Origin of the sequence: Marinomonas ostreistagni, from assembly GCF_016888445.1 — a bacterium.
GTDB lineage: Bacteria > Pseudomonadota > Gammaproteobacteria > Pseudomonadales > Marinomonadaceae > Marinomonas > Marinomonas ostreistagni.
In genome coordinates, this window is sequence record NZ_JAFEKF010000003.1 from 150447 (window position 1) to 173697 (window position 23251).

Annotated in this window: 24 protein-coding genes; 9 read left to right on the forward strand and 15 right to left on the reverse strand. The window is 49.3% G+C overall.

The features are described from left to right. Window positions 1–67: 67 nt before the first annotated feature. The 3 genes from dnaG to rpsU form a co-directional block, all read right to left on the reverse strand. A complete protein-coding gene (gene dnaG / locus JQX58_RS10450) occupies window positions 68–2044 on the reverse strand; it encodes a DNA primase (RefSeq protein WP_204146806.1) in 1977 nt (658 codons plus the stop codon). 9 nt (window positions 2045–2053) lie between these two features. Continuing rightward, window positions 2054–2500 (reverse strand): GatB/YqeY domain-containing protein, encoded by a 447-nt coding sequence (locus JQX58_RS10455; protein ID WP_204146807.1) that lies wholly within the window; start codon window positions 2498–2500, stop codon window positions 2054–2056. Between the two features lie 142 nt (window positions 2501–2642). Next, window positions 2643–2858 (reverse strand): 30S ribosomal protein S21, encoded by a 216-nt coding sequence (gene rpsU, locus JQX58_RS10460; RefSeq protein WP_115467687.1) that lies wholly within the window; start codon window positions 2856–2858, stop codon window positions 2643–2645. Window positions 2859–3158: 300 nt separating this feature from the next. On the opposite strand from rpsU, the gene tsaD reads away from it, so the two are divergent. Together tsaD and folB are read left to right on the forward strand one after the other, a co-directional pair. Beyond that, window positions 3159–4202 (forward strand): tRNA (adenosine(37)-N6)-threonylcarbamoyltransferase complex transferase subunit TsaD, encoded by a 1044-nt coding sequence (gene tsaD, locus JQX58_RS10465; RefSeq protein WP_204146808.1) that lies wholly within the window; start codon window positions 3159–3161, stop codon window positions 4200–4202. Beyond that, entirely contained in the window at window positions 4202–4555 is a 354-nt protein-coding gene (gene folB / locus JQX58_RS10470) for a dihydroneopterin aldolase (protein WP_204146809.1), read from the forward strand. Before tsaD ends, folB begins: the two co-directional genes overlap by 1 nt. 12 nt (window positions 4556–4567) lie before the next feature. Here folB and JQX58_RS10475 read toward each other — a convergent pair whose 3' ends face one another. Genes JQX58_RS10475 through JQX58_RS10510 form a run of 8 tightly spaced genes read right to left on the reverse strand, consistent with a single transcriptional unit; the run spans window position 4568 to window position 12556 of the window. Then, entirely contained in the window at window positions 4568–5659 is a 1092-nt protein-coding gene (locus JQX58_RS10475; RefSeq protein ID WP_204146810.1) for a tRNA nucleotidyltransferase/poly(A) polymerase-related protein, read from the reverse strand. Next, the gene (gene glpE, locus JQX58_RS10480) at window positions 5659–5982 is read right to left on the reverse strand and encodes a thiosulfate sulfurtransferase GlpE (protein WP_204146811.1); all 324 of its coding nucleotides are present in this window, start codon (window positions 5980–5982) and stop codon (window positions 5659–5661) included. The genes JQX58_RS10475 and glpE overlap by 1 nt, the downstream gene beginning before the upstream one ends. 7 nt (window positions 5983–5989) lie before the next feature. Continuing rightward, window positions 5990–6805: a symmetrical bis(5'-nucleosyl)-tetraphosphatase gene (locus JQX58_RS10485; protein WP_204146812.1), complete on the reverse strand. Its 816-nt coding sequence runs from the start codon at window positions 6803–6805 to the stop codon at window positions 5990–5992. Between the two features lie 8 nt (window positions 6806–6813). After that, window positions 6814–7191: a Co2+/Mg2+ efflux protein ApaG gene (apaG, locus tag JQX58_RS10490; RefSeq protein WP_204146813.1), complete on the reverse strand. Its 378-nt coding sequence runs from the start codon at window positions 7189–7191 to the stop codon at window positions 6814–6816. 2 nt (window positions 7192–7193) lie between these two features. Next, window positions 7194–7988: a 16S rRNA (adenine(1518)-N(6)/adenine(1519)-N(6))-dimethyltransferase RsmA gene (gene rsmA / locus JQX58_RS10495; protein ID WP_204146814.1), complete on the reverse strand. Its 795-nt coding sequence runs from the start codon at window positions 7986–7988 to the stop codon at window positions 7194–7196. Continuing rightward, a complete protein-coding gene (gene pdxA / locus JQX58_RS10500; RefSeq protein WP_204146815.1) occupies window positions 7989–8987 on the reverse strand; it encodes a 4-hydroxythreonine-4-phosphate dehydrogenase PdxA in 999 nt (332 codons plus the stop codon). Window positions 8988–9002: 15 nt separating this feature from the next. Then, a complete protein-coding gene (locus JQX58_RS10505) occupies window positions 9003–10262 on the reverse strand; it encodes a peptidylprolyl isomerase (protein ID WP_204146816.1) in 1260 nt (419 codons plus the stop codon). Further along, window positions 10262–12556: an LPS-assembly protein LptD gene (locus JQX58_RS10510; RefSeq protein WP_204146817.1), complete on the reverse strand. Its 2295-nt coding sequence runs from the start codon at window positions 12554–12556 to the stop codon at window positions 10262–10264. Before JQX58_RS10510 ends, JQX58_RS10505 begins: the two co-directional genes overlap by 1 nt. Before the next feature lie 127 nt (window positions 12557–12683). Between JQX58_RS10510 and djlA the strand changes: the two genes are divergently transcribed. Beyond that, a complete protein-coding gene (djlA, locus tag JQX58_RS10515; protein ID WP_204146818.1) occupies window positions 12684–13475 on the forward strand; it encodes a co-chaperone DjlA in 792 nt (263 codons plus the stop codon). Here the strand turns inward: djlA and JQX58_RS10520 are convergent. Next, entirely contained in the window at window positions 13472–14458 is a 987-nt protein-coding gene (locus JQX58_RS10520) for a DUF3530 family protein (protein ID WP_204146819.1), read from the reverse strand. The genes djlA and JQX58_RS10520 overlap by 4 nt on opposite strands. A gap of 74 nt (window positions 14459–14532) precedes the next feature. Here JQX58_RS10520 and rpe point away from each other — a divergent pair, with 74 nt between their 5' ends. Together rpe and JQX58_RS10530 are read left to right on the forward strand one after the other, a co-directional pair. Then, on the forward strand, window positions 14533–15207 hold the full coding sequence (gene rpe / locus JQX58_RS10525; protein ID WP_204146820.1) for a ribulose-phosphate 3-epimerase: 675 nt from the start codon (window positions 14533–14535) through the stop codon (window positions 15205–15207). Beyond that, window positions 15204–15884, forward strand: a complete 681-nt coding sequence (locus tag JQX58_RS10530; protein WP_204146821.1) for a phosphoglycolate phosphatase — start codon at window positions 15204–15206, stop codon at window positions 15882–15884. Before rpe ends, JQX58_RS10530 begins: the two co-directional genes overlap by 4 nt. 68 nt (window positions 15885–15952) lie before the next feature. Here JQX58_RS10530 and JQX58_RS10535 read toward each other — a convergent pair whose 3' ends face one another. After that, window positions 15953–17203 (reverse strand): mechanosensitive ion channel family protein, encoded by a 1251-nt coding sequence (locus JQX58_RS10535; RefSeq protein ID WP_204146822.1) that lies wholly within the window; start codon window positions 17201–17203, stop codon window positions 15953–15955. Between the two features lie 21 nt (window positions 17204–17224). Next, a complete protein-coding gene (locus JQX58_RS10540; RefSeq protein ID WP_204146823.1) occupies window positions 17225–18556 on the reverse strand; it encodes a magnesium transporter in 1332 nt (443 codons plus the stop codon). A gap of 303 nt (window positions 18557–18859) precedes the next feature. Here JQX58_RS10540 and JQX58_RS10545 point away from each other — a divergent pair, with 303 nt between their 5' ends. Genes JQX58_RS10545 through JQX58_RS10560 form a run of 4 tightly spaced genes read left to right on the forward strand, consistent with a single transcriptional unit; the run spans window position 18860 to window position 21748 of the window. Further along, window positions 18860–19438 (forward strand): anthranilate synthase component II, encoded by a 579-nt coding sequence (locus tag JQX58_RS10545; protein ID WP_204146824.1) that lies wholly within the window; start codon window positions 18860–18862, stop codon window positions 19436–19438. Between the two features lie 10 nt (window positions 19439–19448). Next, window positions 19449–20498: an anthranilate phosphoribosyltransferase gene (gene trpD / locus JQX58_RS10550; protein WP_204146825.1), complete on the forward strand. Its 1050-nt coding sequence runs from the start codon at window positions 19449–19451 to the stop codon at window positions 20496–20498. 12 nt (window positions 20499–20510) lie between these two features. Next, complete coding sequence (gene trpC, locus JQX58_RS10555; RefSeq protein ID WP_204146826.1) at window positions 20511–21323, forward strand: indole-3-glycerol phosphate synthase TrpC; 813 nt, start codon at window positions 20511–20513, stop codon at window positions 21321–21323. Window positions 21324–21340: 17 nt separating this feature from the next. Then, window positions 21341–21748, forward strand: a complete 408-nt coding sequence (locus JQX58_RS10560) for an OsmC family protein (RefSeq protein WP_204146827.1) — start codon at window positions 21341–21343, stop codon at window positions 21746–21748. 55 nt (window positions 21749–21803) lie between these two features. Here the strand turns inward: JQX58_RS10560 and JQX58_RS10565 are convergent, their stop codons facing one another. Beyond that, the gene (locus tag JQX58_RS10565) at window positions 21804–22877 is read right to left on the reverse strand and encodes a GlxA family transcriptional regulator (RefSeq protein ID WP_204146828.1); all 1074 of its coding nucleotides are present in this window, start codon (window positions 22875–22877) and stop codon (window positions 21804–21806) included. Window positions 22878–23251 lie beyond the last annotated feature (374 nt).

A 23251-nucleotide genomic window follows, 5' to 3' on the forward strand; every position in this document is an offset into this window, starting at 1 on the left:
ATTATAACAAAATCTTACGATTTTATCCAGAAATTCCGTTCTGATTTGGGCAATATTTGGTCAATAACTATGACTTCTTTTTGCGTATCTGATCCATCAGTGCGCGTAGCTCTTGCTGTGTTTCTGGATTGTTTATGGCGTCGTTGCCGCGGCTTTTCAACCGTTGGATGCTAGAATTTAATCCAAGACTGTTGGAAAGTTGATCGACCATGTCGGCGACTTCTTGCTGGGCGTTGCCAATTTTTTGCTTAGTGGTGGCGTCAGGATGGTTCAATAAAGCGTACACCAGCGCTAGTAAATCTTGGTTTTTCTCTTGGTATAAAAAATGCCCAGTATTGTGTTGTGGGTACTTTTCAAAGTAACGCCAAACACGGCTAAACATCTGGCGTTCTGGGTCATCGCCGGATAGTAACGGGTCGGGCACGTCCACTTCTTTGGCGATGCTTGGGTGCATCAGTAAGCACAAAGTTGCTTGCGAAACACGGCTTAAGCTGGCATGGCGTGACAAAGGCGCATAGGTTTCTTGATTATCCCATTGGCCTTTTTTGCCTTTGCCCTTTTTATAGCCATCAAAGCGCGGTTTGGCGCTGCTTTCATGTGGCGTATAGGGCGCATCAGAGTAGTGGCCGTAATCCTCATGATCGGGTAAATCATAGGGTATGTAGCCATCATCTGGTAACGGCGCTTCAGGGGCGGTGTCATAGCTTGCATCAGAAGCTGATGGCGCGGCGTAGCGCGTCGCTGGCGTACTGGCATTTAAGGTGTCGACGCTTAAGCCAGATTGCTCGGCCAGTTGATTGATCAGCAGTGAGCGTAAGGTAACGTCTTGCGGAATACTGCGAATCAAGCCCATGGCGTTGCGGGCAAATTGCGCTTCGCCTTCTTCATCCCCTAAGGTCACCAAAGAGCGGGCATGCTCAAATAACACATGCGCCAGTGATGACGAATCTTCTAGGCGTTTGTTAAAGCCTTCCGCTCCTTGTTTGCGAACCAAGGAATCTGGGTCTTCGCCATCGGGCAAAAACAAAAAGCGCACTTGTTTGCCATCTTGGAGAACCGGAAGGGTAGCTTCAAGTCCGCGAATCGCCGCCGCTTGTCCGGCTTTATCGCCGTCAAAGCAAAGCGTAACTTTGTCGACCAGCTTAAACAGCTTTTTGAAATGCTGGCTGTTGACCGAGGTGCCTAGGGTCGCGACGGCATTGGTGATGCCGTACTGCGCCAACACAATCACATCCATATAACCTTCGACAACTATAATGTGGTCGAGGTTTTGGGTGTTTTGTTTGGCTTCGTAGAGACCGTAAAGCTCTTGGTTTTTATGGAAAACCGGCGTCTCGGGAGAGTTTAGGTATTTGGGCTTTTCGTCACCAAAGGCGCGTCCGCCAAAGGCAATAACTCGACCGCGATTGTCGCGGATCGGGAACATAATCCGATCCCGAAAACGATCGTAATATTGACCTGGCTGATCTTTCTTTTCGATCAGCATGCCACCTTGTAGGAGTTGTTGTTCGTGTTCGGCGCGGTGTTTGCCGACAGTTTTTAACAAATTGTCCCAGCCTGGTGGCGCATAGCCTAAGCCATAGACTTTGGCGATCTGGCCAGTTAAGCCACGATCTTTGGCTAGGTAATGACGGGCTTTTTCTTTGCTTGCATGGCTAACGAGCTGCTCTTGAAAGTGCGTGGCACTCTCGGTGAGACGCTTGAGTAACTCAGCGTTTTGTTCGTAGCGGTCAGGTGCGCCTTGTTCGCGCGGCACTTCCATGCCAGCGTCTTTGGCTAGCGTTTCGATCGCTTCGACAAAGTCGAGGTGATCGTGCTCCATAACAAAAGAGATTGCGTTACCGCCGGCGCCACAGCCAAAGCAGTAGTAAAACTGTTTGTTTGGGTTGAGGCTAAACGAAGGCGACTTTTCATTATGAAAAGGGCACAGGGCAGAGTAGTTCTGCCCTGTTTTGCGCAAGCTAATGCGCGACGCCACCACATCGGTAATGTCAGTACGAGCCAGTAGCTCGTCAATAAATTGATCTGGTATGCGTCCCGCCATAGGTCAAGTTTAGCCTAGCTGAGCTTTAACTTGCTGGCTGACCACAGACATGTCACCACGACCTTGTACTTGTGGTTTAACAATCGCCATGACTGCGCCCATCTGCTGCATGCTCGTCGCGCCTGTTTCCGCGATCGCTGCTTTCACGATGTCTGCCACTTCTTCGTCGCTTAGTGGCTGTGGTAGGAATTCTGCAATAACGTCCATTTCGCGCTTTTCTACTTCCGCAAGATCTGGACGGCCGCCGTCAATGAACTGTTGGTAAGAGTCTTTACGCTGCTTAACCATTTTGTCTAGGATAACCAATACACGCGCGTCGTCGACTTCGATACGCTCGTCCACTTCAACACGTTTGATTTCTGCGTTGATGGCACGAGTGATGGCTACACGTTCTTTTTCTTTGGCGCGCATAGCAGATTTGATCGCGTCGGAGATTTGCTTTTTAAATTCTGACATCTTGGTCTTCCTCAAGGATATGAATCATTTCATTGAAACAAAAAAAATCGGCTAGTTGTACAACTAGCCGACTCTTTATTCGTAAAGCTTTCGCGTCTACGGCAGGGTGATACAACTTGCTCTTAGAGCAATCTGTAACATCCTAGTACAAGCGTTGGAATTTCTTCTGTTCGCGAGATACTTTCTTAGCGTGACGTTTAACAGCAGCTGCTGCAGCGCGCTTACGTAGAGTTGTTGGTTTCTCGTAGCACTCACGACGACGAACTTCTGCTAGAACGCCTGCTTTTTCACAAGAACGCTTGAAGCGACGTAGAGCGATGTCAAATGGTTCGTTATCTTTTACTTTAACTTGTGGCATATCTAATTACCTATATTGTTTAATTCGTTTAGTAAACACAAAACGGCGCGAATCATACCGATTTTTTGTCATAAAATAAATTGGTATAGCCGTCATATGTGGCTGATACAGTGTGTCCCAGTATGTAGGGGACGAGAGTAAAAAATCACCTGCCTTTTAATTAAACGATTTAATCGGGGCGTATTGTATAGGAACTGAACGCCGCTGTCCAACGCTTTACTGAATTCGACGTGAATAGACACTGCCAAGCGGCCTCAGATTGGGTACAATAGCGGCCATTGCGACCAGTGTAGGAATCCCATGAAAGTTTTAGGTTTAGAAACGTCCTGTGACGAAACCGGTATTGCGATTTACGATACCGACAAAGGCTTGTTGACTCACAAGATTTACACGCAGATAGCCCAGCATGCTGAGTACGGTGGTGTGGTGCCTGAGTTGGCTTCGCGCGATCATGTGCGTAAAACGCTACCGCTGATCGAAGAAGTGCTGGCTGAGGCGCAGCTTAAAAAGACGGATCTAGACGCAGTCGCTTACACGTCAGGCCCAGGCTTGGTGGGTGCACTGATGGCAGGGGCGACGATTGGCCGCTCGATGGCGTTCTCCTTAGGGATTCCTGCGCTCGGTGTACACCATATGGAAGGCCATTTATTGGCGCCGATGTTGGAAGAGAAACAGCCGAAAATGCCCTTTATTGCGCTGTTGGTTTCGGGTGGACATACTCAACTGGTACGTGTGGATGCGATTGGCGAGTATAAGTTGCTGGGGCAATCGCTAGATGACGCCGCCGGTGAAGCGTTTGATAAAGCGGCTAAGATGATTGGTCTGCCGTATCCTGGCGGCCCTTATATCGCGAAGCTGGCGCAACAAGGTAATCCAGACGCCGGTATCAAATTCCCACGCCCTATGACAGATCGCCCTGGTTTGGACTTTAGTTTTAGTGGTTTGAAGACGGCGTTTTTGACGGCTGTGCACGATGCGCTTGATCGTGAGGCGTTTAACGATCAGTTCCAAGCCGATATTGCGTTAGCTTTTGAGCAGGCGATTGTGGATACGCTGGTAATCAAGTGTCGCCGAGCGTTAGAGCAAGAAGGGCTAGATCAGTTGATCATCGCTGGAGGCGTAAGTGCCAACAAGCGCTTACAGAGCCAGCTAGAAACTCAGCTAGCGAAAATTAACGCCGGTGTTTTTTATGCGCGCCCAGAGTTCTGTACTGACAATGGTGCCATGATTGCCTATGCGGGTGCACAACGCTTAGTCGCTGGACAGTCGTCGCCCCTTAACCTATCGATTCGCGCCCGTTGGCCATTGTCTGATTTGCCAGATATTCACGAAGGAACAAACTAATGCAAGATATCGTATTTATTGAAGGTCTCCATACACAGGCGGTGATCGGTGTGTATGAATGGGAAAAAGTGATCTGGCAAGATTTGGTGTTTGATATTGAGATGGAGCACGATAATCGTGTGCCAGCGGCCAACGATGACATCCATAAAACCCTTGATTATGAAGCCATCTCCAATGCCATCACTGGCTTTTGTAAGGCGCATCAGTTTGAGTTGATCGAAACCTTGGCGGAGCGCTTGTGCGCCACCTTAATTGATCAGTTTGGTCTAACGACAATCACCATGACACTGCGTAAGCCGGGTGCCGTGCCTGCAGCGCGTGCGGTCGGGGTGAAGATCCGCCGCAGCGCTTAACGTTTCATTTAGCTAGCGATCTATCGGCGCGACTAAAGGGCTTTGACCGTCCTGCAGTGCGCTGATACGTGCTTGCTTTAATGCTTGGCCAAGCTCAGCACCGCTAAAACCTTGTTTCATCAATGCCTGTGGATTGACTTTGGCGATGCGGTTACGCAGTGCTAGCCAGTCCTTAAGAGAGGTTTGGGTGAGGTGTGCTAGAATCTGTGCCAGCTTTTCAAACGGCTGCGGTTTTTTTACGGCGGCGACAAATGTTAGCCAATTTTCCCATTCCTCAGCGCTGGCGGGTAACGTCACAGATTCTTGAAAACTGCGGGCCTGCTCACTAAACCAACAAAACTGGTTAGGGGTACGCAAGTGCTGGTTAAGTGTTTGCAATGCGTGCAATGGCGTGTAGGCAGTGATTAAACTCCAGCGTGCTTGCTTGTCCCACTCTCGAGCTAAGCCTTGACGCTTAAAGTGCAATTCTGGAAACAACTCACCCAACGCGTTGGCGTCTTCTAATACTTCAAAAAATACCTCGGCATGCTCCGCTTGCAGGGCTTTTTCGGTTTCACGCCAGACGCGCTCTGGCGTCAGTGTACCTAGCTCACCGGACGCGGCGATCTCGCGCATAAGAGCTTGTGTCTCTGGCGCGATGACAAAACCAAACGGGGCAAAGCGTGCCATAAAGCGTGCAATACGTAACACTCGTAATGGGTCTTCGACAAACGCCTCAGAGACGTGACGTAACACTCGATTCTGTAGGTCTTGCTGCCCATTGAATGGGTCAATCAACTGACCATCTGGATGCTTAGCTATGGCATTGATGGTGAGGTCACGGCGCTCTAAATCTTCTTCGAGGCGGATATCAGGAGAAAAGTCACAAACAAACCCTGTGTAGCCTTGGCCTTGTTTGCGTTCTTTGCGGGCGAGGGCGTATTCCTCTTTGCTATCAGGGTGAAGAAAAACCGGAAATTGTTTACCAACTTGCTGATAGCCTTGGTTGAGCATTTGCTCGGGGGTGGCCCCCGTCACAACCCAATCTTTGTCTTTAACCTCAAGGCCTAGCAGCTCATCGCGCACGGCCCCTCCGACTAAAAACACCGAGTGTGCGTTGGGCATTAGGCGTTCATCTCACACTGCTCAGGGAACATGGCGCTCCATTGACTGAAGCCACCGTTGAGTGAGTACACTTCGGCGAAACCTTGTGCCGCTAGGAATTCTGCTGCGCCTTTACTGCTGTTGCCATGGTAGCAGCACACGATCACTGGCAAACTTTTATCGGTCTCGGCGATAAACTGTTGCACATTGTCGTTGTTCAGATTAATGGCATTGCTCATGTGGCTGGTTTGGTAGCTGACTGCGTCGCGGATGTCGACCACAATCGCGTTGTTTTCTAGTAGGGGAAGGGCGTCGGTAATATCAATACAAGAATAGGTGCTCATGGTGCTCTCAATATAAGTTACAGGGAGTGCTGAAGCGTTGATTGTCCTCAAGTCTTAGGGCGCTTAAGGCACCACCCCAGACGCAGCCAGTGTCCAATGCATGGATGTTAGGGCTATTGGTCACGCCTTCTAGAGCGGCCCAATGGCCAAATACCACACGGGTATCGCTCGGTAAGCGGTTCGGCTGCATAAACCAAGGTAGATAATCTTTGCGGGCCGTATTTGGGCCTTCCTTGGATTTGAGGTCAAGTTTGCCATCAGCACGACAAAAACGCATACGGGTCAGGTAATTGGTGATACAACGTAAGCGATCCATTCCCGTTAGGGACTCTGACCAAGTATCCGGTTTATTACCATACATGACCTGTAAGAAATCCTCCACTTGCTCAGACTGCAAGGTGGACTCGACTTCTTTACTGAGTCGAAGTGTCTCTTCAATCGTCCAGTTAGGTGGAATACCAGCATGGGTCATGATGGTGTTGAAGTCGGCGTCGTAGTGGCATAGCGGTTGCTGGCGCAGCCACTCCATCAGTTCGTCACGATCGCTGGCTTGGAGAATGTTCCATAAAGTATCGCCACGCTTTAAGTTGGCAAAACCATAGGAGACGGCCAGTAAGTGCAAATCATGGTTGCCCAGCACTACTTTGGCTTTGTCACCCAATGAGCTGACAAAGCGTAACGTCTCCAGACACTCTTTGCCGCGATTGATCAAGTCGCCAGCGAACCAGAGCGTATCCTGCTCAGGGTCATACTGAATCTGTTCGAGCAGCTTTAGTAACGGGGAAAAACACCCCTGTAGGTCTCCGATTACGTAAGTCGACATAGTCAGCCTTAATGTACTTGGTTTGGGACCGCCAAGGTAAATGGCGCAATGGGGGCATCAAATTCGGTGCCGTCTTCGGCTAAGAAGCGATAGCTGCCTTGCATAATGCCAACTACGGTTTCTAGTACACTACCGCTACTGTAGTCGTAAGACTCGCCTGGCGTCAGATAGGGGAATTGCCCAACGACGCCTTCGCCTTTGACTTCTTGAACCTTTTCGTTGCCATCAGTAATCACCCAATGGCGTGATAGAAGTTTGGCTGCGACCGTACCACAGTTGGTCATGGTGATGTGGTAAGCGAACACATAGCGATCATCTTCGGGTACTGACTGTTCAGAAAGGTATTCTGTTCTCACCGTGACGACGATGTCGTGCTCTGATTGCATGGTTAATCCCTTTTGCTAACGAGGTTGGCAATGTTAACGAAGTCTGCAACATCTAAACGCTCAGGACGAAGCGTTGGATCAATGTTGAGCGCTTCAAAGTCGGCATCGTTCAAGACGCCTTTGTAGTTGTTGCGTAATGTCTTACGACGCTGATGGAAGCCAATGCGTACCATGTCTTCAAGTGTTTTTAAGTCCTCGGCGACATGGGGTAGCGTTTTGTGTGGCGTCATGCGCACGATCGCCGAGTCGATTTTTGGCGGTGGATCAAATGACTCTGGGCCAACAATAAACAAGGATTCCACTTGGCAGTAATACTGCGCCATGACGCTCAAGCGACCGTATAGGTTGTCACCTGGGCGCGCCGCTAGACGATCGACCACTTCTTTTTGCAGCATAAAGTGCATGTCGTCAATCTTTTGGGCAAAGGTCAACAGATGGAAAATCAGCGGCGTAGAGATGTTGTAAGGTAAGTTACCCACCACACGAATATTGCTGTCAGTGGCTAAGCTTTCAAAATCAAATTTCATCGCATCCGCTTCATGTACCGTAAGGTCTGGGTAGCGGAATAAGTTAACACGCAAAATAGGAATTAGATCGCGGTCTAATTCCACCACATCCATGCGTTTGGTGACACTGATGATGCCCTCAGTTAAGGCACCTTTACCTGGGCCAATTTCAACAATGCGCTGGCCTTCTTTGGGTGCAATACAAGCGACAATACGACGAATGACGCCAGCATCATGAAGGAAGTTTTGGCCAAAACGTTTGCGGGCTTTATGGGGATGTGATTTGCTCATTTAGTTACTTTTTTGGGCGTTATTTGCCATGTTGATGGCATTTTCAATGGCAACCTTAAGGCTGCCATCACTAGCTTTTCCGGTACCTGCCAAATCTAGCGCGGTGCCGTGGTCGACCGAGGTTCGAATGATAGGGAGACCTAAGGTGATGTTTACGGCGTTGCCGAATCCTGAATATTTTAACACAGGAAGACCTTGGTCATGATACATGGCCAAAACACAGTCTGCTTGTTCTAGGTATTTGCCTTGGAACAAAGTGTCTGCTGGTAAGGGGCCTTCTAGGCGAATGCCTTCTTCGCGTAACGCGTTTAAGGTCGGAATAATGACATCGATTTCTTCGCGCCCTAGGTGGCCATCTTCGCCCGCATGGGGGTTGAGGCCACACACTAAAATGCGCGGATTAGGACAACCAAAGCGGGTTTTAAGGTCATGATTTAAGGCGTGTACCACATTGGTAATAGCGCTTGGGGTAATCGCTGCTGGGATATCTTTGAGCGGCAAGTGCGTGGTCACGAGTGCTACGCGCATGGTTTGGCTGGCGAGCATCATCACCACTTGTGGGCTTTGACATAGCGCTTGAAAATATTCCGTATGGCCAGAGAAGTGCGTACCCACCTCACACAGTACTCCTTTGTGCACCGGTGGTGTCACCACGGCATCAAAGGTGCCATCTAAGCACCCTTGGCCGGTGATGCGTAAGGTGTCCATCACGTATGGCGCGTTACGCACATCCAGCTTGCCCGCAATAACTTTGTGACCCAGTGGCGTTGGCAGGATTTGCAAAGTGCCAGGGCGGTGCATGGTCAACTGATCAACGTCTGAAAGCTCGACAATCTCAAGATCGTTAAAACCTAGCTGCTGGGCACGGCTGCGGAACAATTGCGGATCGCCGACCACCACAAGCTGTGCCGAAAAGGCGCTTTGTAAGGCGCTGATAATGATATCAGGGCCAATGCCTGCCGGTTCACCTGAGGTGATCGCAATACGTGGAGTGCTCACCAATACGCTCCTTGATTAAGAGTTTTTGCGGTCAATGAAGGCGTCTGCACGCAGCTCTGACAACCAGTTTTCAATAATGAAATCTTGTTTTTGCGTCATGAGGGCGCGCTCTGCATTACGGCGTTGAACTTGATCGCTGATGTCTGTTTGACGACGACCATCTACAGTCAGAATGTGCCAGCCAAACTGAGAGCGGAACGGTTCGCTGATTGCGCCAACATCGGTGTTGCTCATCACTTGCTCAAATTCTGGCACCATAGTGCCTGGTGTGATCCAGCCTAGGTCACCACCTTGGATAGTAGAGCCTTGGTCTTCACTGTATTCACGCGCTAGATCGGCAAAGTTGGCACCGTCTTGTAGGCGTTGGTAAAGCTGCTCAGACAATTGACGTGTTTGTGCGTCGTTACGAATCTCGTTTGGGCGCACCAAGATATGGCTGACTTTGGTTTCTTGTTGCAGGGCGACATCTTGTGAGCGTTTTTCTACCACCCATAGTAAGTGGAAACCTGCATTAGATTGCACAGGGCCGACAAGGTTGCCAGCGTCCACATCGGCTACGGAGTCTGTGAATAGACGTGGTAGCTCGTTGGCTTTACGCCAGCCAAGGTCACCACCTTCGATGGCAAATTGGCCGTCAGAGTAGCTAATCGCCTGCTCGACAAAGTCTTGCTCGCTGTTGATACGGCTGGCGATTTGCTCGATTTCGCTACGTGCTTCAGCGACATCCGAGGCGCGCAACACAATGTGACGCAAACGGTATTCGTCTTGTGTGTTACCGGCCGCCTGTTGGTCTTCTAAGAAGTCATCGATTTCTTGCTCGGTGATGGAAACGCGAGATTGGGTGACTTGGCCGCGCGCTTTGCTGATCAAAATTTCACTTTCGATTTGGTCGCGGTAGCGGTTGTAGTCGATGCCTTGGCTTTGTAAGAGACCTTTTAAACCGTTTAAGTCGGTATTGTTGCTTGAAGCAACATTCATAATGGCTTCGTCGACTTCTTGGCTGCTAACGCGGATGCCTTGCTTGCGGGCATAATTGACTTGCAGCGCTTCTTCGATCAATTGATTTAAAATCTGACGACGAATGTTGTCAGTCATGACACCACCAGGTACGCGGTCTTGAACCACTTGGAAGCGAGCGTTGACGTCACTGTCTAAGATCGGGCGAGAGTCTACCACGGCCGCTAGACCGTCGAGCTTTTGTGGCGCTGCTTGCACAGGCGCCGCGGTCCATACAACAGAAGTAAGTATGAGCGAGCAAATAAGTTTATACATCATTAATATCCGACTTTGCCTTCGTTCCAGTAGTCATCTGCGATGCCAGTAATGTCCGAATTCGAACGGCTGACGCCACTTAGGCTACGTAAAATAAATTGTAAGAATATGCCTTTATCAAACACACTGTTGCCATTGACGTCATCATCGTCACGCCAACGTTGATAGCTCAACGAGGCTTTGATACAGCAGTTTTCATAGCCTAAACCATTAACCTGTGCCGTTTCTTCTCCTTTTACCCAGTCATAAGACTGCTGGTGGAAGAAATGCCAATTTCTGTTCAGAGGAAGAATCGCACCAAAACTTGCTTGTTTGGTTAGCTCGTCTTCATCCTCATCTTCGTCCTCACGCACATATGAGAAACTAACATTGAATACAAAACCATTGTCTGGGCGGTATTTCAATGCAGATTGCGCAAGATCTACACGATCATCATAAAAATCATAATTGAGTTGGTTGCTTAAGGTGAAATTATCACCGTTGTAAGAGGCCGACGTAAGGAAGGCGCTGTAAGGCGTATCATCGACTACGTCACCGGTTGGGCCACTGACACCGACACGACGATCCTCTAAGTAGAATACTTGTCCGCCTTGCAGCGTCCAACGGTTGATGTTGTTGCCATCATAGAAGCGGCTCTCAAGGCCCAGTGCGACTTGTTCGGTATCACCAATACGGTCATTACCACTGAAGCGGCGATTAGAGAACGCTTGGCCGTAGGTCATGTTCATATTGTTGGCATCAAAATCAGGGATCTGAGTCTGATTTTCGTAAGGGGCGTAGAGGTAATTAAAGCGTGGAATCAGGGTTTGACGCCACATGGTGCCATCGCGATCCAAGCTACGCTCAAACACAACGCTGGTGTCGAGGTAGTAAGAAAGGTGATTGATGTCAGTATCGCGATCACTGCGGGTATCGTAATCGTACAGACTGTAATCACGGTACTGGTGCAAAGCACCTAGAGTCATTGAGCCCCAGCTATTGGACGCGGTAGCGCTGATGTCTTGGTTAAAGACCGAACGTTGGCCATCAACACCCACTTCATCAGGTTCGTAGAAGTCAGTAAACTGTAGTTCTGGCTGGTATTCAAAGATCTGATCAGCGTAATGGTAAGAGGCGTCAACACGAGGCTTCCATTCAAGCGGTTTATCCTCGGTCGGATCTGGCGTTTGGTAACGGCGTACCTGCACGCCCGTATTAATATTGCCGATGTTGTAGCGCGCGTAAGTACGACGCTCGTAATCGTCTTTTTCACCGATGCTGGTAGTGTTGATTTCAGGTTCGCGGTTTGGTGTCGGGTTGTCTTCGTATAAGAGCCCAGCACCAAAACGTTCGGTGAATTGTTGGTCCGTTTGCAGTTTGCGCAAGGTGGCTTCTTCGCCGCCTTCGTAAAAAGTGGATTGCTCGTAGATGGTTTCGCCGTAAGGACTTAGATGACGAAACTCCACGTCTGCGCCTTGGCCATTATTTTCACCACCTTCTGGTAAAGGTCCCATACGCGAAATAATGTTGGGGGTGATGGTGGCATCATAGTTAGGCGCAATGTTCCAATAAAACGGCGTCGATAGGGTTAAATCGCCCTCGCCATCAAACGAGAAAGAAGGGAACAAGAAACCAGTTTGACGACGGTCATCCAGCGGGAAGCGCAACCAAGGGAAGTAAAAAATCGGCACGTCTTTAATGCGAATGTGAACATGTTTGGCGGTACCGAAGCCACTTTCGCGGTCCAGCTCAATACTGCTGCCGTACATTTGCCAGCTATTATCGCCCGGCTCACAGGTGGTAAAAAAGCCTTCTTCAATAAACACCAGACCATCTTGGTTACGGGAGATTTGCTCCGCTTCGCCGCGCAGCCCCGCTTGGTGGGTTAAGAACTTGGCTTGATCAAATTGTGCGGTTTCATTGCCCGAGACACTGCTGACATAGGCTTTTTGGCTGCGAATCAACTGACCGTCGGTGCGCAGCGCGACATCGCCTTGGGCGCGGTAGTAGTCATTAGGGCGACCTTCGATGGCTTCGGCATCAAGTTGTGACATAGGGCGGCGCAAGGTAGCGGTGCCTTTCATGTACAAAGTGCCTTGCTCATCGCGGTAGATCATATCCGCTTGCAAATGAGTGTTTTCGTCGCTGGCAGCTTCCCAGTTATCGATGTAGGTACCGCGACAGTATTGATTAAGGGTCGCCTGCTGTGACTCAGAAAGCGACTCTCTCGGTATCCAGTCCCATTCATTTGCCTGCGCCATAGGCAAGATGAAAAGACTTTGAAATAATAGCGCGTAGTAGCGTAAATGCTTTGGCATGCGAGTTATACTAAATCTCAATTAGGTGTCCGCAGCAAAGTCGGCGCGGCACACGTCAGTCCATAATGACGACAAATAATAATCCAAGCGGCCCCTAGGGGGCTACCGATTCTGGAGAAATATCTTTATGTGGAAGTGGATAGGCGCATTCATCGGCACCTTGCTAGCAGGTTTTTGGGGCTTTGTAGGCGGATTTATCGTCGGTATCTTTTTGGATCGTGCCAGAGCAACACAATCTGGTGGGTTTCGCCGTCGTGCCTCAATGATCGAGCAGCAGCAAGTGTTTTTTAAAACGCTGTTTCAGTTGATGGGGCGTTTGGCTAAGGCCGATGGTCATGTGACACAAGACGAAATCGAAGTCGCGAATACCATTATGGACCGTTTGCGCTTGCCTGCTGATGCAAGACGCCAAGCGCAAGAGTTGTTTCGTGAAGGTAAATCTGAAAACTTTGATGTAGATGCTGCGTTAGAGCGTTTTCGTAACGTCGTCGGTGGCGGCATGTTGCGTCGCTCGTTGATCGAGGTGTTATTGGTGTCAGCTTACGCTGATGGGCATTTGTCACTCGAAGAAAAACAGCTGCTCGGGCAGATCTGTGCCAAACTTGGCATGTCAGAAACTGAGTTCAACCAAATCCATGAACAAGTGAAGCGCCAAGCCCATTTCCATCAAGGCTACCAACAGCAAGGGCAGCAAGGCCAATCGTCTCCAGAGTTATTAAAGTCGGCTTATGAGGTGTTGGGCGTCGATGAAAGCGCCAGCGATGCCGAAGTGAAAAAGGCCTACCGCAAACTAATGAGCCAAAACCACCCAGATAAACTCAGCGCACAAGGTTTGCCAGATGAAATGATTGAGCTGGCTAAAGAGCGTACTCAAGAGATTCAGTCAGCTTACGAAATGGTTAAAAAGTCCCGCGGCTAGCGGCTGACGTCGCTGTCTTCATCCAAAGGGCTCTCATAGAACAGGTCTTTCTCGTACTCTGGGAGCTCTTTGCGCTGACGCTGTTGCGTCGTGTTCTGCTTTAAAAATCCCCACACTCGTTGCACTAAACGCTTATCACCGACTGGATCGTAGCGTGCATCCGGTAAGGCGTCGATTTGACGATAGCGATCTTGCTGATTAGCGCGTTGATTGGCCGCCGCTTGACGCCACTGAGCGAAGCGTTGGTCTCGTGAGGTACGGTTAAAATAATAATCGAGCACAGGTAAGTTTAGCGTTTGCAGCATTTGCGCCAGTTCGTATTCTGATACCGGTGCAACCGTGCGTGGCTCAATCAGCACTAACGCCTGATCCATAATATTACGCTCAGAAGTGTAGCGCAGTGCGTAAGCCGCTCCGGTGCGATAGCCCAAAAACACCTCCTGCCCATAGCCTGCGGCGCGGGTGAATTCGATGGCGGCATCGATGCGAGCAAAGACAGTGTCTTCGTTGGGTAGGCTTAACGCCGTATCAGAATTGTCTACTTGGTTCTCTGCCGTGGCGGCGGGTGTCATGACCGGTGTGGCTCGACCGCCCACATCAGGAATTTCGATGGCGAGCGTGCACCAGCTATGTTGTGGCAGTTTTTGGCGCAACGGGGAAATAACTTGCGGCCAATCTGGATGGCCGTGATCGCCATGCAATAAGATGACGCAGCCCTGCGGATCATTGGTTGCAGGTTGGCGTAATAGCGCGAGAAACTCCTCGCCATCAGCGCTAAGGGTTTCGATCTCGTGCGCGTAGTTGGTCGATAGACGCTCAATTAAGCCATCGATACGTGACGCTTGCGGCGTTGGCATGACGCGTGGCTGATCACTCTGCACCGTGTTGCTTGGTGTGTCGGCTTCATTGGCTGGCTCTTCGGCGTATAAAAGCGTCGTATAGCAGAGTGCCGTGAGCGTCATGATTAAGGGTAATTTCTTCATCGAATCCAATACTTATGCATAAGGCCTTGGTAGAATATTGCGCAAACAACATTCTGTCACTGCCGGAGACAAATATGAAAGACTTTCTTATTGCACCGTCAATTTTAGCCGCAGACTTTGCCCGATTGGGGGAAGAAGTAGATAACGTGCTTGCCGCAGGTGCGGACATTGTTCACTTCGATGTGATGGACAATCACTATGTGCCAAACTTAACCATCGGTCCGATGGTATGTAAGGCGCTGCGTAAGCACGGCGTGACCGCCGACATTGATGTACACCTGATGGTGAAGCCAGTGGATCGCCTAATCGGCGACTTTATTGAGGCTGGTGCGAGCTACATTACTTTCCACCCGCAGGGCAGTGAACACATTGACCGTTCTTTGCAGATGATTCGCGATGGCGGCTGTAAGGCTGGCTTGGTATTTAACCCAGCAACGCCGTTGGATCACCTTAAATATGTGATGGACAAAGTCGATATGATTTTGCTGATGTCGGTGAACCCAGGCTTTGGCGGTCAGAAATTTATCCCTGGCACATTAGACAAATTGCGTGAAGCGCGTCGTATGATTGATGAAAGCGGCTACGATATTCGCCTTGAAGTCGATGGTGGTGTCAGCGAACACAACATCGCCGAATGCGCCGCGGCGGGCGCGGATACGTTTGTGGCTGGCTCGGCGATCTTTGGTAAACCAGATTACAAAGCTGTGATTGATCAGATGCGTGCTGAGCTTGCAGGTGTAAAAGCATGAGAACCCCTAAGCACTTAAAAGCCATGTTTGATGGCTGGCCGGAGCTGGTGTGTTTTGATCTGGATGGCACGCTGGTGGATAGCGTACCGTCGATTGCCGCCGCGTTAGACAAGTGTTTGGTCGAATTAGGTGCCAGCGCCGCGGGCGAAGAGCGTGTGCGTGGCTGGGTAGGTTATGGCTCGGCCAAGTTGGTACAGCAAGCGATGGAGTGGGCCGGATTACCGGCAGAACGCAGTGAAGAGGCTTATAAAGTCTTTTTAAAAGCTTACTTTGAAAATCTGACTCAAGGCACGGTCTTGTATGCCAATGTTGAGTCATTGCTAAAAGCGTTTAAATTTCAGCAAGTGCCCATGGCGTTGGTGACCAATAAGCCAAGTTTGTTTATCAAACCATTATTGGACCACTTTGGGATTTCGACCTACTTCAGCTGGATGCTTGGCGGTGATTCGCTCGAAGCGCGCAAGCCCGATCCTCTGCCGCTGGTGCATTGTATGGAAGACATCGAGGCAGTGCCCGAAAACTGTCTGATGATAGGTGATTCGCTGGCGGATTATCGTGCTGCGAAAGCCGCTGGTTTCAAATGTGCGTTGGTGACTTATGGCTATAACCATGGCGTCGACCTTAATGAACTAGAGGCCGATGTGTTGATTGATGATTTAGCTGAGTTATTGATGTAAATAGCCTAGTCTTTAAACACTAAAAAGGGCGCCTGAGGCGCCCTTTTTGTGCGTATGGTGGCTTAGGTTTAGGTACCGCCGTCACCTTCGCCATCTCCTGAGGCATCTTCATGGTTTTCATTGCCATATTGATGCGATTTCTTCGCTGTTGACTGCTTGCGGTTTTTGCTCGCTTCACGTGCGGCTTCGGCAGATTGCTCTTTCTGAGCTTCGTCATTTTGCTCAGCTTGTTCTTGGTTTTCGTTGAACAAGTGTAGCGTACGCGTTGGGAAGGCGACTTCGGCGTCGTGCTGCTCGATAATGTTCATGGCTTGGAACAAAATATCTTGCTTCACGTCGTGGAACTTGGCCCAGTTGACTGTCTTGGTGTGACAGTAAATAAAGAAGTCTAGTGACGAGGCACCAAAGTCATTGAAGTTGACCATGTAAATTTGGTCGGTATCAATTTCATCGTGGTTGCCAATCATTTCTTTAATGTCAGCAACAATTTCTTGTAGCTTGCTGAAGTCTTGGTAACGCACACCGATGGTTTCGTTGATACGACGGTGCGTCATGCGCGATGGGTTTTCAACCGAAATCGTAGAGAAAGTTGCGTTCGGCACGTACAGCGGGCGCATATCAAAGGTGCGAATGCGTGTCTGGCGCCAGCCGATATTTTCAACGGTACCTTCGATGTTTTGGTCAGGAGAGCGAATCCAGTCACCAACGGAAAACGGTCGGTCCAAATGCACGACTAAGCCGCCAAACAAGTTAGCCAATAAATCACGTGCGGCAAAACCGACGGCAATACCACCAACACCACCAAAGGCTAGGACACCAGAGATACTGAAGCCTAACGTTTGCAAGATAACCAAGGCTGCCGTGATAAATACTGCTGCGCGCAGTAGCTTACTAATAGCATTGGCGGTGGTGTAATCCACCGGCTTTTTGGTCGCGTGTCCTGCGGTTAAGGCCTTTTCTATGCCTTTTACACAGCGTAATAAGAACCATGAAATAATGGCCACTACGCCCACTTCACGAGCAGTGAGCATAAAGGTGGTGAGATTTTCGTCAAATTCGGCGTCAGGGATTTCTACCGCAACACTGATGCCGATCAGCCAAATCAATACACGTAGAGGCAGGCGTGCCGCCTCCACAAACATATTGTCCCACGGGTTTTTGGTCTGTTTGAGCTTGTCGTCGAGGCGCAGCAGAACTTTATTGATGCAAAAGTTCAGGGTGACAGTCGCCAGCACAATGATGAAGATTTTGACAATCCAGTGCATTGGCTCATCGCCGAGGCCAAAGTAGGGTTGGATATCTTCCCAAGTCCAGTTCATATGGGTTCCTTTACTGGTTCGTTAAAGTAGCAAGAGTGTTCCTAATCCCAAGAAGGCTATGTAGCCTGCAATGTCCGTGACGGTGGTCAAAATGACTGAGCCAGACAGAGCGGGATCGATTTTTAGTTTGTCTAAAATTACAGGGATTATGACGCCAGAAAGTGCAGCCATTAAGATATTAATAACGATAGCCAGTGCAATTACCAGTCCTAGCATTGGGTTGGCAAACCACCATAATACGACAGCGCCGATGCTGATGGACCAGACTACGCCATTGAGGCCACCGACCTGAAGTTCTTTCTTAAGTAGCGAGCCTAAGTTGGCTCGCGTGATCTGCCCAAGTGCCAAACCGCGCACGATCAAGGTCAAGGTCTGGCTGCCAGCGATACCGCCCATAGACGCAACAATTGGCATCAGTACCGCCAAAGCAACTACTTGCTCAAGAGTGGCTTCAAACAACCCAATGAACGCCGACGCCATAAACGCTGTCAGTAGGTTAATGCCGAGCCATAAACCACGCGAGGCGGCACTGCGTTTGACTGGCGAGAACAGGTCCGACTCTTCATTAAGACCTGCGCTCGACATCTGATCTGCTTCATGTTCAAGGCGGCGCGCTTCGAGTGCGTAGCCTGCATGAAAACGCCCAACTAAAAGATGATTTTCATCTAATACGGGCAATGCTGAGACTTCGGCCTTTTCGAGCAGATCAGCAGCTTTGATCACATCCGTTTGAGCATCTAGAAACTGGTGGTCTTCTTGCATAAATTGCGATACATGGTCGTGTGGCTGGGCATTCAGTAGATCTCTAAAACTGACGCAGCCAACCCAGCGACCAGTGCGGTTGACCAAATAAATGGTGTCCGAGTAGGGCGCCTCGGCGCGGCGAAACAAACGCATGGCTTCGGAGACGCGAATGGTCTGAGATGCCACAATCAGATCGTGATCGACCCAACGGCCAACTTCGTCTTCTTCGTAGGTGGCGCCTTGGCGGTAGTAATCGCGCTGCTTGGCATCCATTTTTTGCAGGGCGATATCGATCATTTGATCGGGCAGTGAGTCGGCAATCTCAAGCAGGTCTTCAGCATCTACATCAGAAAATAGTGCCGCAATCTCATCATCTTCCATGCCTTTTAAAAGCAGCATGCGAGATTCGCCACGCATCTCTACCAAAATATCGAGACGGTTGGTTTGCTTGATGCTGTCCCAAACGAAACGACGTTGTGCGACTGGAATCGATTCCAGCGCTAGGGCCACGTCGTCGGGTGGCATGGTGGCGATGGCCTGATTAATGGCTTCAGTAGAGATATCTTCTTGAGTTAACTGTTCAATTAACTCGGCAATTGGGTTCGACATAGATGAGACTCTTCTAAGGCTTACAATGCTTCCTAGTGTGTGCTAACTCATATTCTGAATCAATTACTTATATTTCTAATTGGCGTGTTAGCAAGGGATTAAAATTGCGCCACGTTGGGTGGATACGGAGCAGATAGGCGAGTTTTGGGCGTGTATAGGCAGGTGTGTAAATGGCGCTCATTATGACAATCATGTAGTATTATCCGAGCTCAAATTCCCCTCTTCTAATAGGCTTACTTAAGCAGGCTGGAAACCATTGAGCTGTTAGATTGTAAAGCTTTATATATCAATGGTTTAAATGCTATGGTTCTGATGATAGACAACTACGATTCGTTCACCTATAACTTGGTGCAATATATTCGTGAGTTGGGATATGACGTGGATGTGCGTCGTAATGACACGTTAACAGTGGCAGATATTGAAGCGCTGGCGCCAAGCCACATTGTGATCTCGCCAGGCCCCTGTACTCCAAATGAAGCGGGCATATCGCTGGCGACCATTAAAGCGTTTGCTGGGCGTATTCCGGTATTGGGTATTTGCTTAGGGCACCAAAGCATCGCCCAAGTATTTGGTGGCGATGTGATTCGTGCAAAAACTGTCATGCATGGTAAAAATTCAGCGGTCTACCATACTGGCGTAGGTGTCTTTAAAAACTTGCCTTCGCCTTACAGCGTGACGCGTTATCACTCACTGGTAGTGCGTCAAGATACGCTGCCAGAGTGTCTGGAAGTGACGGCTTGGACACAGAATGAACACGGCGAGCTGGATGAAATCATGGGGCTGCGCCATAAAACACTAAACATCGAAGGGGTACAATTTCACCCCGAGTCGATTTTGACAGAGCATGGCCATGCTTTGTTAGATAACTTTTTCAAACATTAGGAGTTTGCTGGTGGATATACAACAAGCGATTGCTCGTGTGGTAGACAAGCAGGACCTGACAGGCGAAGAAATGCGCGCTGTGATGAGTAGCATCATGACGGGGCAATCCACACCTGCGCAGATCGGTGGCTTTTTAATCGGTTTGCGTATGAAAGGCGAAACTGTCGAAGAAATTACGGCGGCAGCGCAAGTTATGCGTGAGTTGTCCAGCAAAGTAGATTTGGGTGACGATGATCTAGTCGACACCTGTGGTACTGGCGGTGATGGCGGCAACCTGTTTAATGTATCAACTGCGGCTGCGTTTGTGGTCGCCGGGGCAGGTGGTCGTGTGGCGAAGCATGGCGGTCGTTCGGTATCGTCTAAGTCTGGCAGTGCGGATGTGCTTGAAAAGGCTGGTATTTACCTAGGGTTAGACAGTGAACAAGTAAAACGCTGTGTACAGGAAATCGGCCTAGGTTTTATGTTTGCTCCAAATCATCATTCGGCGATGAAGTACGCTGTGGGTCCACGCAAAGAAATGGCGACGCGTACTTTGTTTAATGTACTGGGGCCGCTGACCAATCCTGCTGGCGCTAAGCGCCAAGTGATGGGGGTATTTGCCAAAGAGTGGGTGCGTCCGGTTGCTGAAGTGTTGAAAAAACTAGGCAGCGAGCATGTGATGGTGGTGCATTCGGCGGATGGTCTAGATGAAATCAGTATTGCTGATAAGACCTTTGTGGCAGAGTTGAAGGATGGTGAGATCGTTGAATATGAGATTACCCCTGAAGCGTTCGGCATCCCAAGGCAGCCATTGTCATTAGTGCAAACCGAAGATGCAGACAGTAGCTTTGCGATGCTTAAAGTAGCACTGGAAGCAAAGGGCAAAGACAATGCGCCGCGTGATATTGTGGCATTGAATGCTGGTGCAGCGATTTATGTTGCTGGTGTGGCTGATACCTTAGAAGAAGGTGTTGCTATGGCAGAAGACATTATGGGTGGTGGTTTGGCGAAAATTAAACTGCAAGAGCTGGCTAGCTTCTCACGTTGCTACATGCCTCATAGCCCAGAAACAGCGGATTAAAAGAGAGACGTTATGCAAGTTGAAACTCCTACTATTTTACGCAAGATTGTGGCCCGCAAGCATGAAGAGATTGCTGAGCGTCAAGCGCGTACGCCGTTTGCCAATCTTGAAATTGCGGCGTCCGCTGCCAATGCCCATAACCCTGTGCGAGGCTTTGCCGCGGCATTGCGTCGCAATATCGGTCAAGGTAAGGCTGGAGTGATTGCGGAAATCAAAAAAGCGTCACCGAGTAAGGGAATTTTGCGCGATCCTTTTTCGCCAAAAGACATTGCTCAATCCTATGAAAAAGGCGGTGCAGCTTGCTTGTCAGTGTTGACGGATCAAGATTTTTTCCAAGGCCATGAAGATTACTTAGTAGAAGCACGCAATGCCTGCTCTTTACCCGTGATTCGTAAGGACTTTATTGTTGATCCTTACCAAGTCATGGAAGCACGCTCAATTGGCGCGGACTGTATTCTACTGATCGCGGCCTGTCTATCAGGCAAAGAGCTGCGTGAGCTAGATCAGATGGCGCGTGATCTGTCTATGGATGTGCTAGTAGAAGTACATAACCGTGCCGAGCTTGAGTTAGCGCTAGAGTATACCGAGACCGAGCTTCTAGGGATTAATAATCGTGATTTGCATACCTTTGAGCTAAGCTTACAGCATACCTTTGAGCTTATGAGAGATGTGCCTAAAGATCGCCTGATCGTGACCGAGAGTGGTATTCATACTCGTGATGATGTGGCCGCTATGCGAGAAAACGACATTCATGCGTTCCTCGTTGGTGAAGCCTTCATGAGAGCCGATAATCCCGGCGAAAAGCTGGCGGATTTGTTTAAATAGTTTTAAGAGATAGCAGCATGAAAACAAGTGTCGTTTGGCAAGAAGATAAGCACTTTACCGCAGAGACAGGTACAGGCTTTAAAGTAGAAATCGATGGTAATCAAACTGCTGGCCCGCGCCCAATGGAGTTGATCTTAGCGGGTTTAGGTGGTTGTACATCTTACGATGTGGTGAATATTCTACAAAAGGCGCGTCAGGATGTCGTGTCTTGTGTGGCGCATGTAGATGCTGATCGTGCTGACAGTGTACCGTCAGTGTTTACTGAGATTCGTATTCATTTTGTGGTCACAGGCCGTAACATTAAAGAAAGTCATGTGGCACGTGCGGTCAAATTGTCTGCTGAAGAGTACTGCTCAGCTTCTTTGATGTTAGAACGTGGTGGTGTCAACATTAGCCACAGTTACGAAATCTTAGAAGTAGAATAAGATAGCCGTTAGTCAAAGCAAAAAAAATGCCCCATTCGTTGGGGCATTTTTGTTTTTAGTGTTGGGTGTTGTTGGGCTGTGACGCTTGGTTGGAGCGTTTGCGGAAATTACTTGGTGCAATGCCAAAGTAATCTTTGAAGCAGTTACTAAAATGGCTGGAACTAACGAAACCGCTGGCAATGGCCACTTCGATGATTGGCTTATTGGTTTGTTGTAATAAGCGCCGCGCGTAGGTAATACGTAGCTCTAGGTAGTAACGTGACGGGCTGGTTTCCAAGTGATTTTGGAATAAGCGCTCAAGCTGACGACGCGACACACTAGCATAATGTAGCAACTCTTCTAGGGTGAGTGGCTCTTCGATGTTGTTGCGCATCAAATCCAGTACTTTCTTCAGCGACTCAGGATAACGTGCATCATCTGCAGGCTTGGCAAGTGGTGTCACCGTGCTCTCAGAAAGCTGATCACAGGTCAAAATCTCCTTAGCGGCTCGTGCGATGCGCTCGCCTTGCAGTTGTTCGACTAAAGACAGCATCATGGCTAGGGCGCTGACTGGGCCTGAGCAGCTGATGATCTTGCCATCCAGAATCGAGGTTTCTGTTGCTACCACGGTATCTTGAAAGTGCTCGCGCACATAAGGATGGTTGTCTGGGTGCACGGCAATACGGGTATCACTGGTCAGTCCTGCATGCGCCAGCGCAATAGCGCCGTTCCATAGGCCGCCCAAGTACGCGTCTTGGCGGTAGCAGGCTTTTAAGTACTCAGTCAGCTTGGCATTCTCGGCTAAATTGCAACGATAACCGCCGCAAATGATGATGACATCAAAATGCTGACTGGCGCCCTGCAATTGTTCTTCTATACTGGAGCCCGTAGAAATTTCAATGCCTAGATCACTGACCACGGATTGGCCATGCAAGCCGAGGGTGGCGTAATCGAATAAATTTTCGGTTTGCACCAAATTGGCCGTGACTAACGCATCGACTGCACCAGTAAAGGCAACCATCGAAAAGTGTTCCAGTAACACAAAGCCAATCATGATTGGTTTATGGTCCTGATCACGCGATGCAACATGAGCATGGTTGCTGTCTGCATTGGAGGGGCTAAAGTGCTTTTTCTGGTAGCTTTGAGTCATCTTAAAACGGTGATTCCTGGAGTGGGATTTCGTCAACGATGCTCTAAGTGTAAGGCAAACCGTGGAGGAAGGTAAGACTCTTGTTCCGCTATGGTGCAAAAAGTGTGATCCAGTGCAGCGAAAACTGCGTATTTTACTGGCAGAATTGTGACATTTTAACTGTCGTAAATAACTATCAAATTGACGCATTCAAGAATGTGACAGACAGGGGGTTTACATAGTATTTCCACTGTAAATTGTCTCTTCTAGAGAGCAGCAAGTATTAGGGTAAACAAGTTCAGTTTTATAGCTTTGAGGCTGGCTTGTATGCAGTGCTAATTGTTAAGCTTGTAGCTCCCTGAACGCTGCTTCAACTTTTGAAGAGCCTGAAGAGA

Coding starts and splice junctions, on each gene's coding strand:
- dnaG (WP_204146806.1), bottom strand. CDS start 2,044: ATGGCGGGACGCATACCAGATCAATTTATTGACGAGCTACTGGCTCGT.
- JQX58_RS10455 (WP_204146807.1), bottom strand. CDS start 2,500: ATGTCAGAATTTAAAAAGCAAATCTCCGACGCGATCAAATCTGCTATG.
- rpsU (WP_115467687.1), bottom strand. CDS start 2,858: ATGCCACAAGTTAAAGTAAAAGATAACGAACCATTTGACATCGCTCTA.
- tsaD (WP_204146808.1), top strand. CDS start 3,159: ATGAAAGTTTTAGGTTTAGAAACGTCCTGTGACGAAACCGGTATTGCG.
- folB (WP_204146809.1), top strand. CDS start 4,202: ATGCAAGATATCGTATTTATTGAAGGTCTCCATACACAGGCGGTGATC.
- JQX58_RS10475 (WP_204146810.1), bottom strand. CDS start 5,659: ATGCCCAACGCACACTCGGTGTTTTTAGTCGGAGGGGCCGTGCGCGAT.
- glpE (WP_204146811.1), bottom strand. CDS start 5,982: ATGAGCACCTATTCTTGTATTGATATTACCGACGCCCTTCCCCTACTA.
- JQX58_RS10485 (WP_204146812.1), bottom strand. CDS start 6,805: ATGTCGACTTACGTAATCGGAGACCTACAGGGGTGTTTTTCCCCGTTA.
- apaG (WP_204146813.1), bottom strand. CDS start 7,191: ATGCAATCAGAGCACGACATCGTCGTCACGGTGAGAACAGAATACCTT.
- rsmA (WP_204146814.1), bottom strand. CDS start 7,988: ATGAGCAAATCACATCCCCATAAAGCCCGCAAACGTTTTGGCCAAAAC.
- JQX58_RS10505 (WP_204146816.1), bottom strand. CDS start 10,262: ATGATGTATAAACTTATTTGCTCGCTCATACTTACTTCTGTTGTATGG.
- JQX58_RS10510 (WP_204146817.1), bottom strand. CDS start 12,556: ATGCCAAAGCATTTACGCTACTACGCGCTATTATTTCAAAGTCTTTTC.
- djlA (WP_204146818.1), top strand. CDS start 12,684: ATGTGGAAGTGGATAGGCGCATTCATCGGCACCTTGCTAGCAGGTTTT.
- JQX58_RS10520 (WP_204146819.1), bottom strand. CDS start 14,458: ATGAAGAAATTACCCTTAATCATGACGCTCACGGCACTCTGCTATACG.
- rpe (WP_204146820.1), top strand. CDS start 14,533: ATGAAAGACTTTCTTATTGCACCGTCAATTTTAGCCGCAGACTTTGCC.
- JQX58_RS10530 (WP_204146821.1), top strand. CDS start 15,204: ATGAGAACCCCTAAGCACTTAAAAGCCATGTTTGATGGCTGGCCGGAG.
- JQX58_RS10535 (WP_204146822.1), bottom strand. CDS start 17,203: ATGAACTGGACTTGGGAAGATATCCAACCCTACTTTGGCCTCGGCGAT.
- JQX58_RS10540 (WP_204146823.1), bottom strand. CDS start 18,556: ATGTCGAACCCAATTGCCGAGTTAATTGAACAGTTAACTCAAGAAGAT.
- JQX58_RS10545 (WP_204146824.1), top strand. CDS start 18,860: ATGGTTCTGATGATAGACAACTACGATTCGTTCACCTATAACTTGGTG.
- trpC (WP_204146826.1), top strand. CDS start 20,511: ATGCAAGTTGAAACTCCTACTATTTTACGCAAGATTGTGGCCCGCAAG.
- JQX58_RS10560 (WP_204146827.1), top strand. CDS start 21,341: ATGAAAACAAGTGTCGTTTGGCAAGAAGATAAGCACTTTACCGCAGAG.
- JQX58_RS10565 (WP_204146828.1), bottom strand. CDS start 22,877: ATGACTCAAAGCTACCAGAAAAAGCACTTTAGCCCCTCCAATGCAGAC.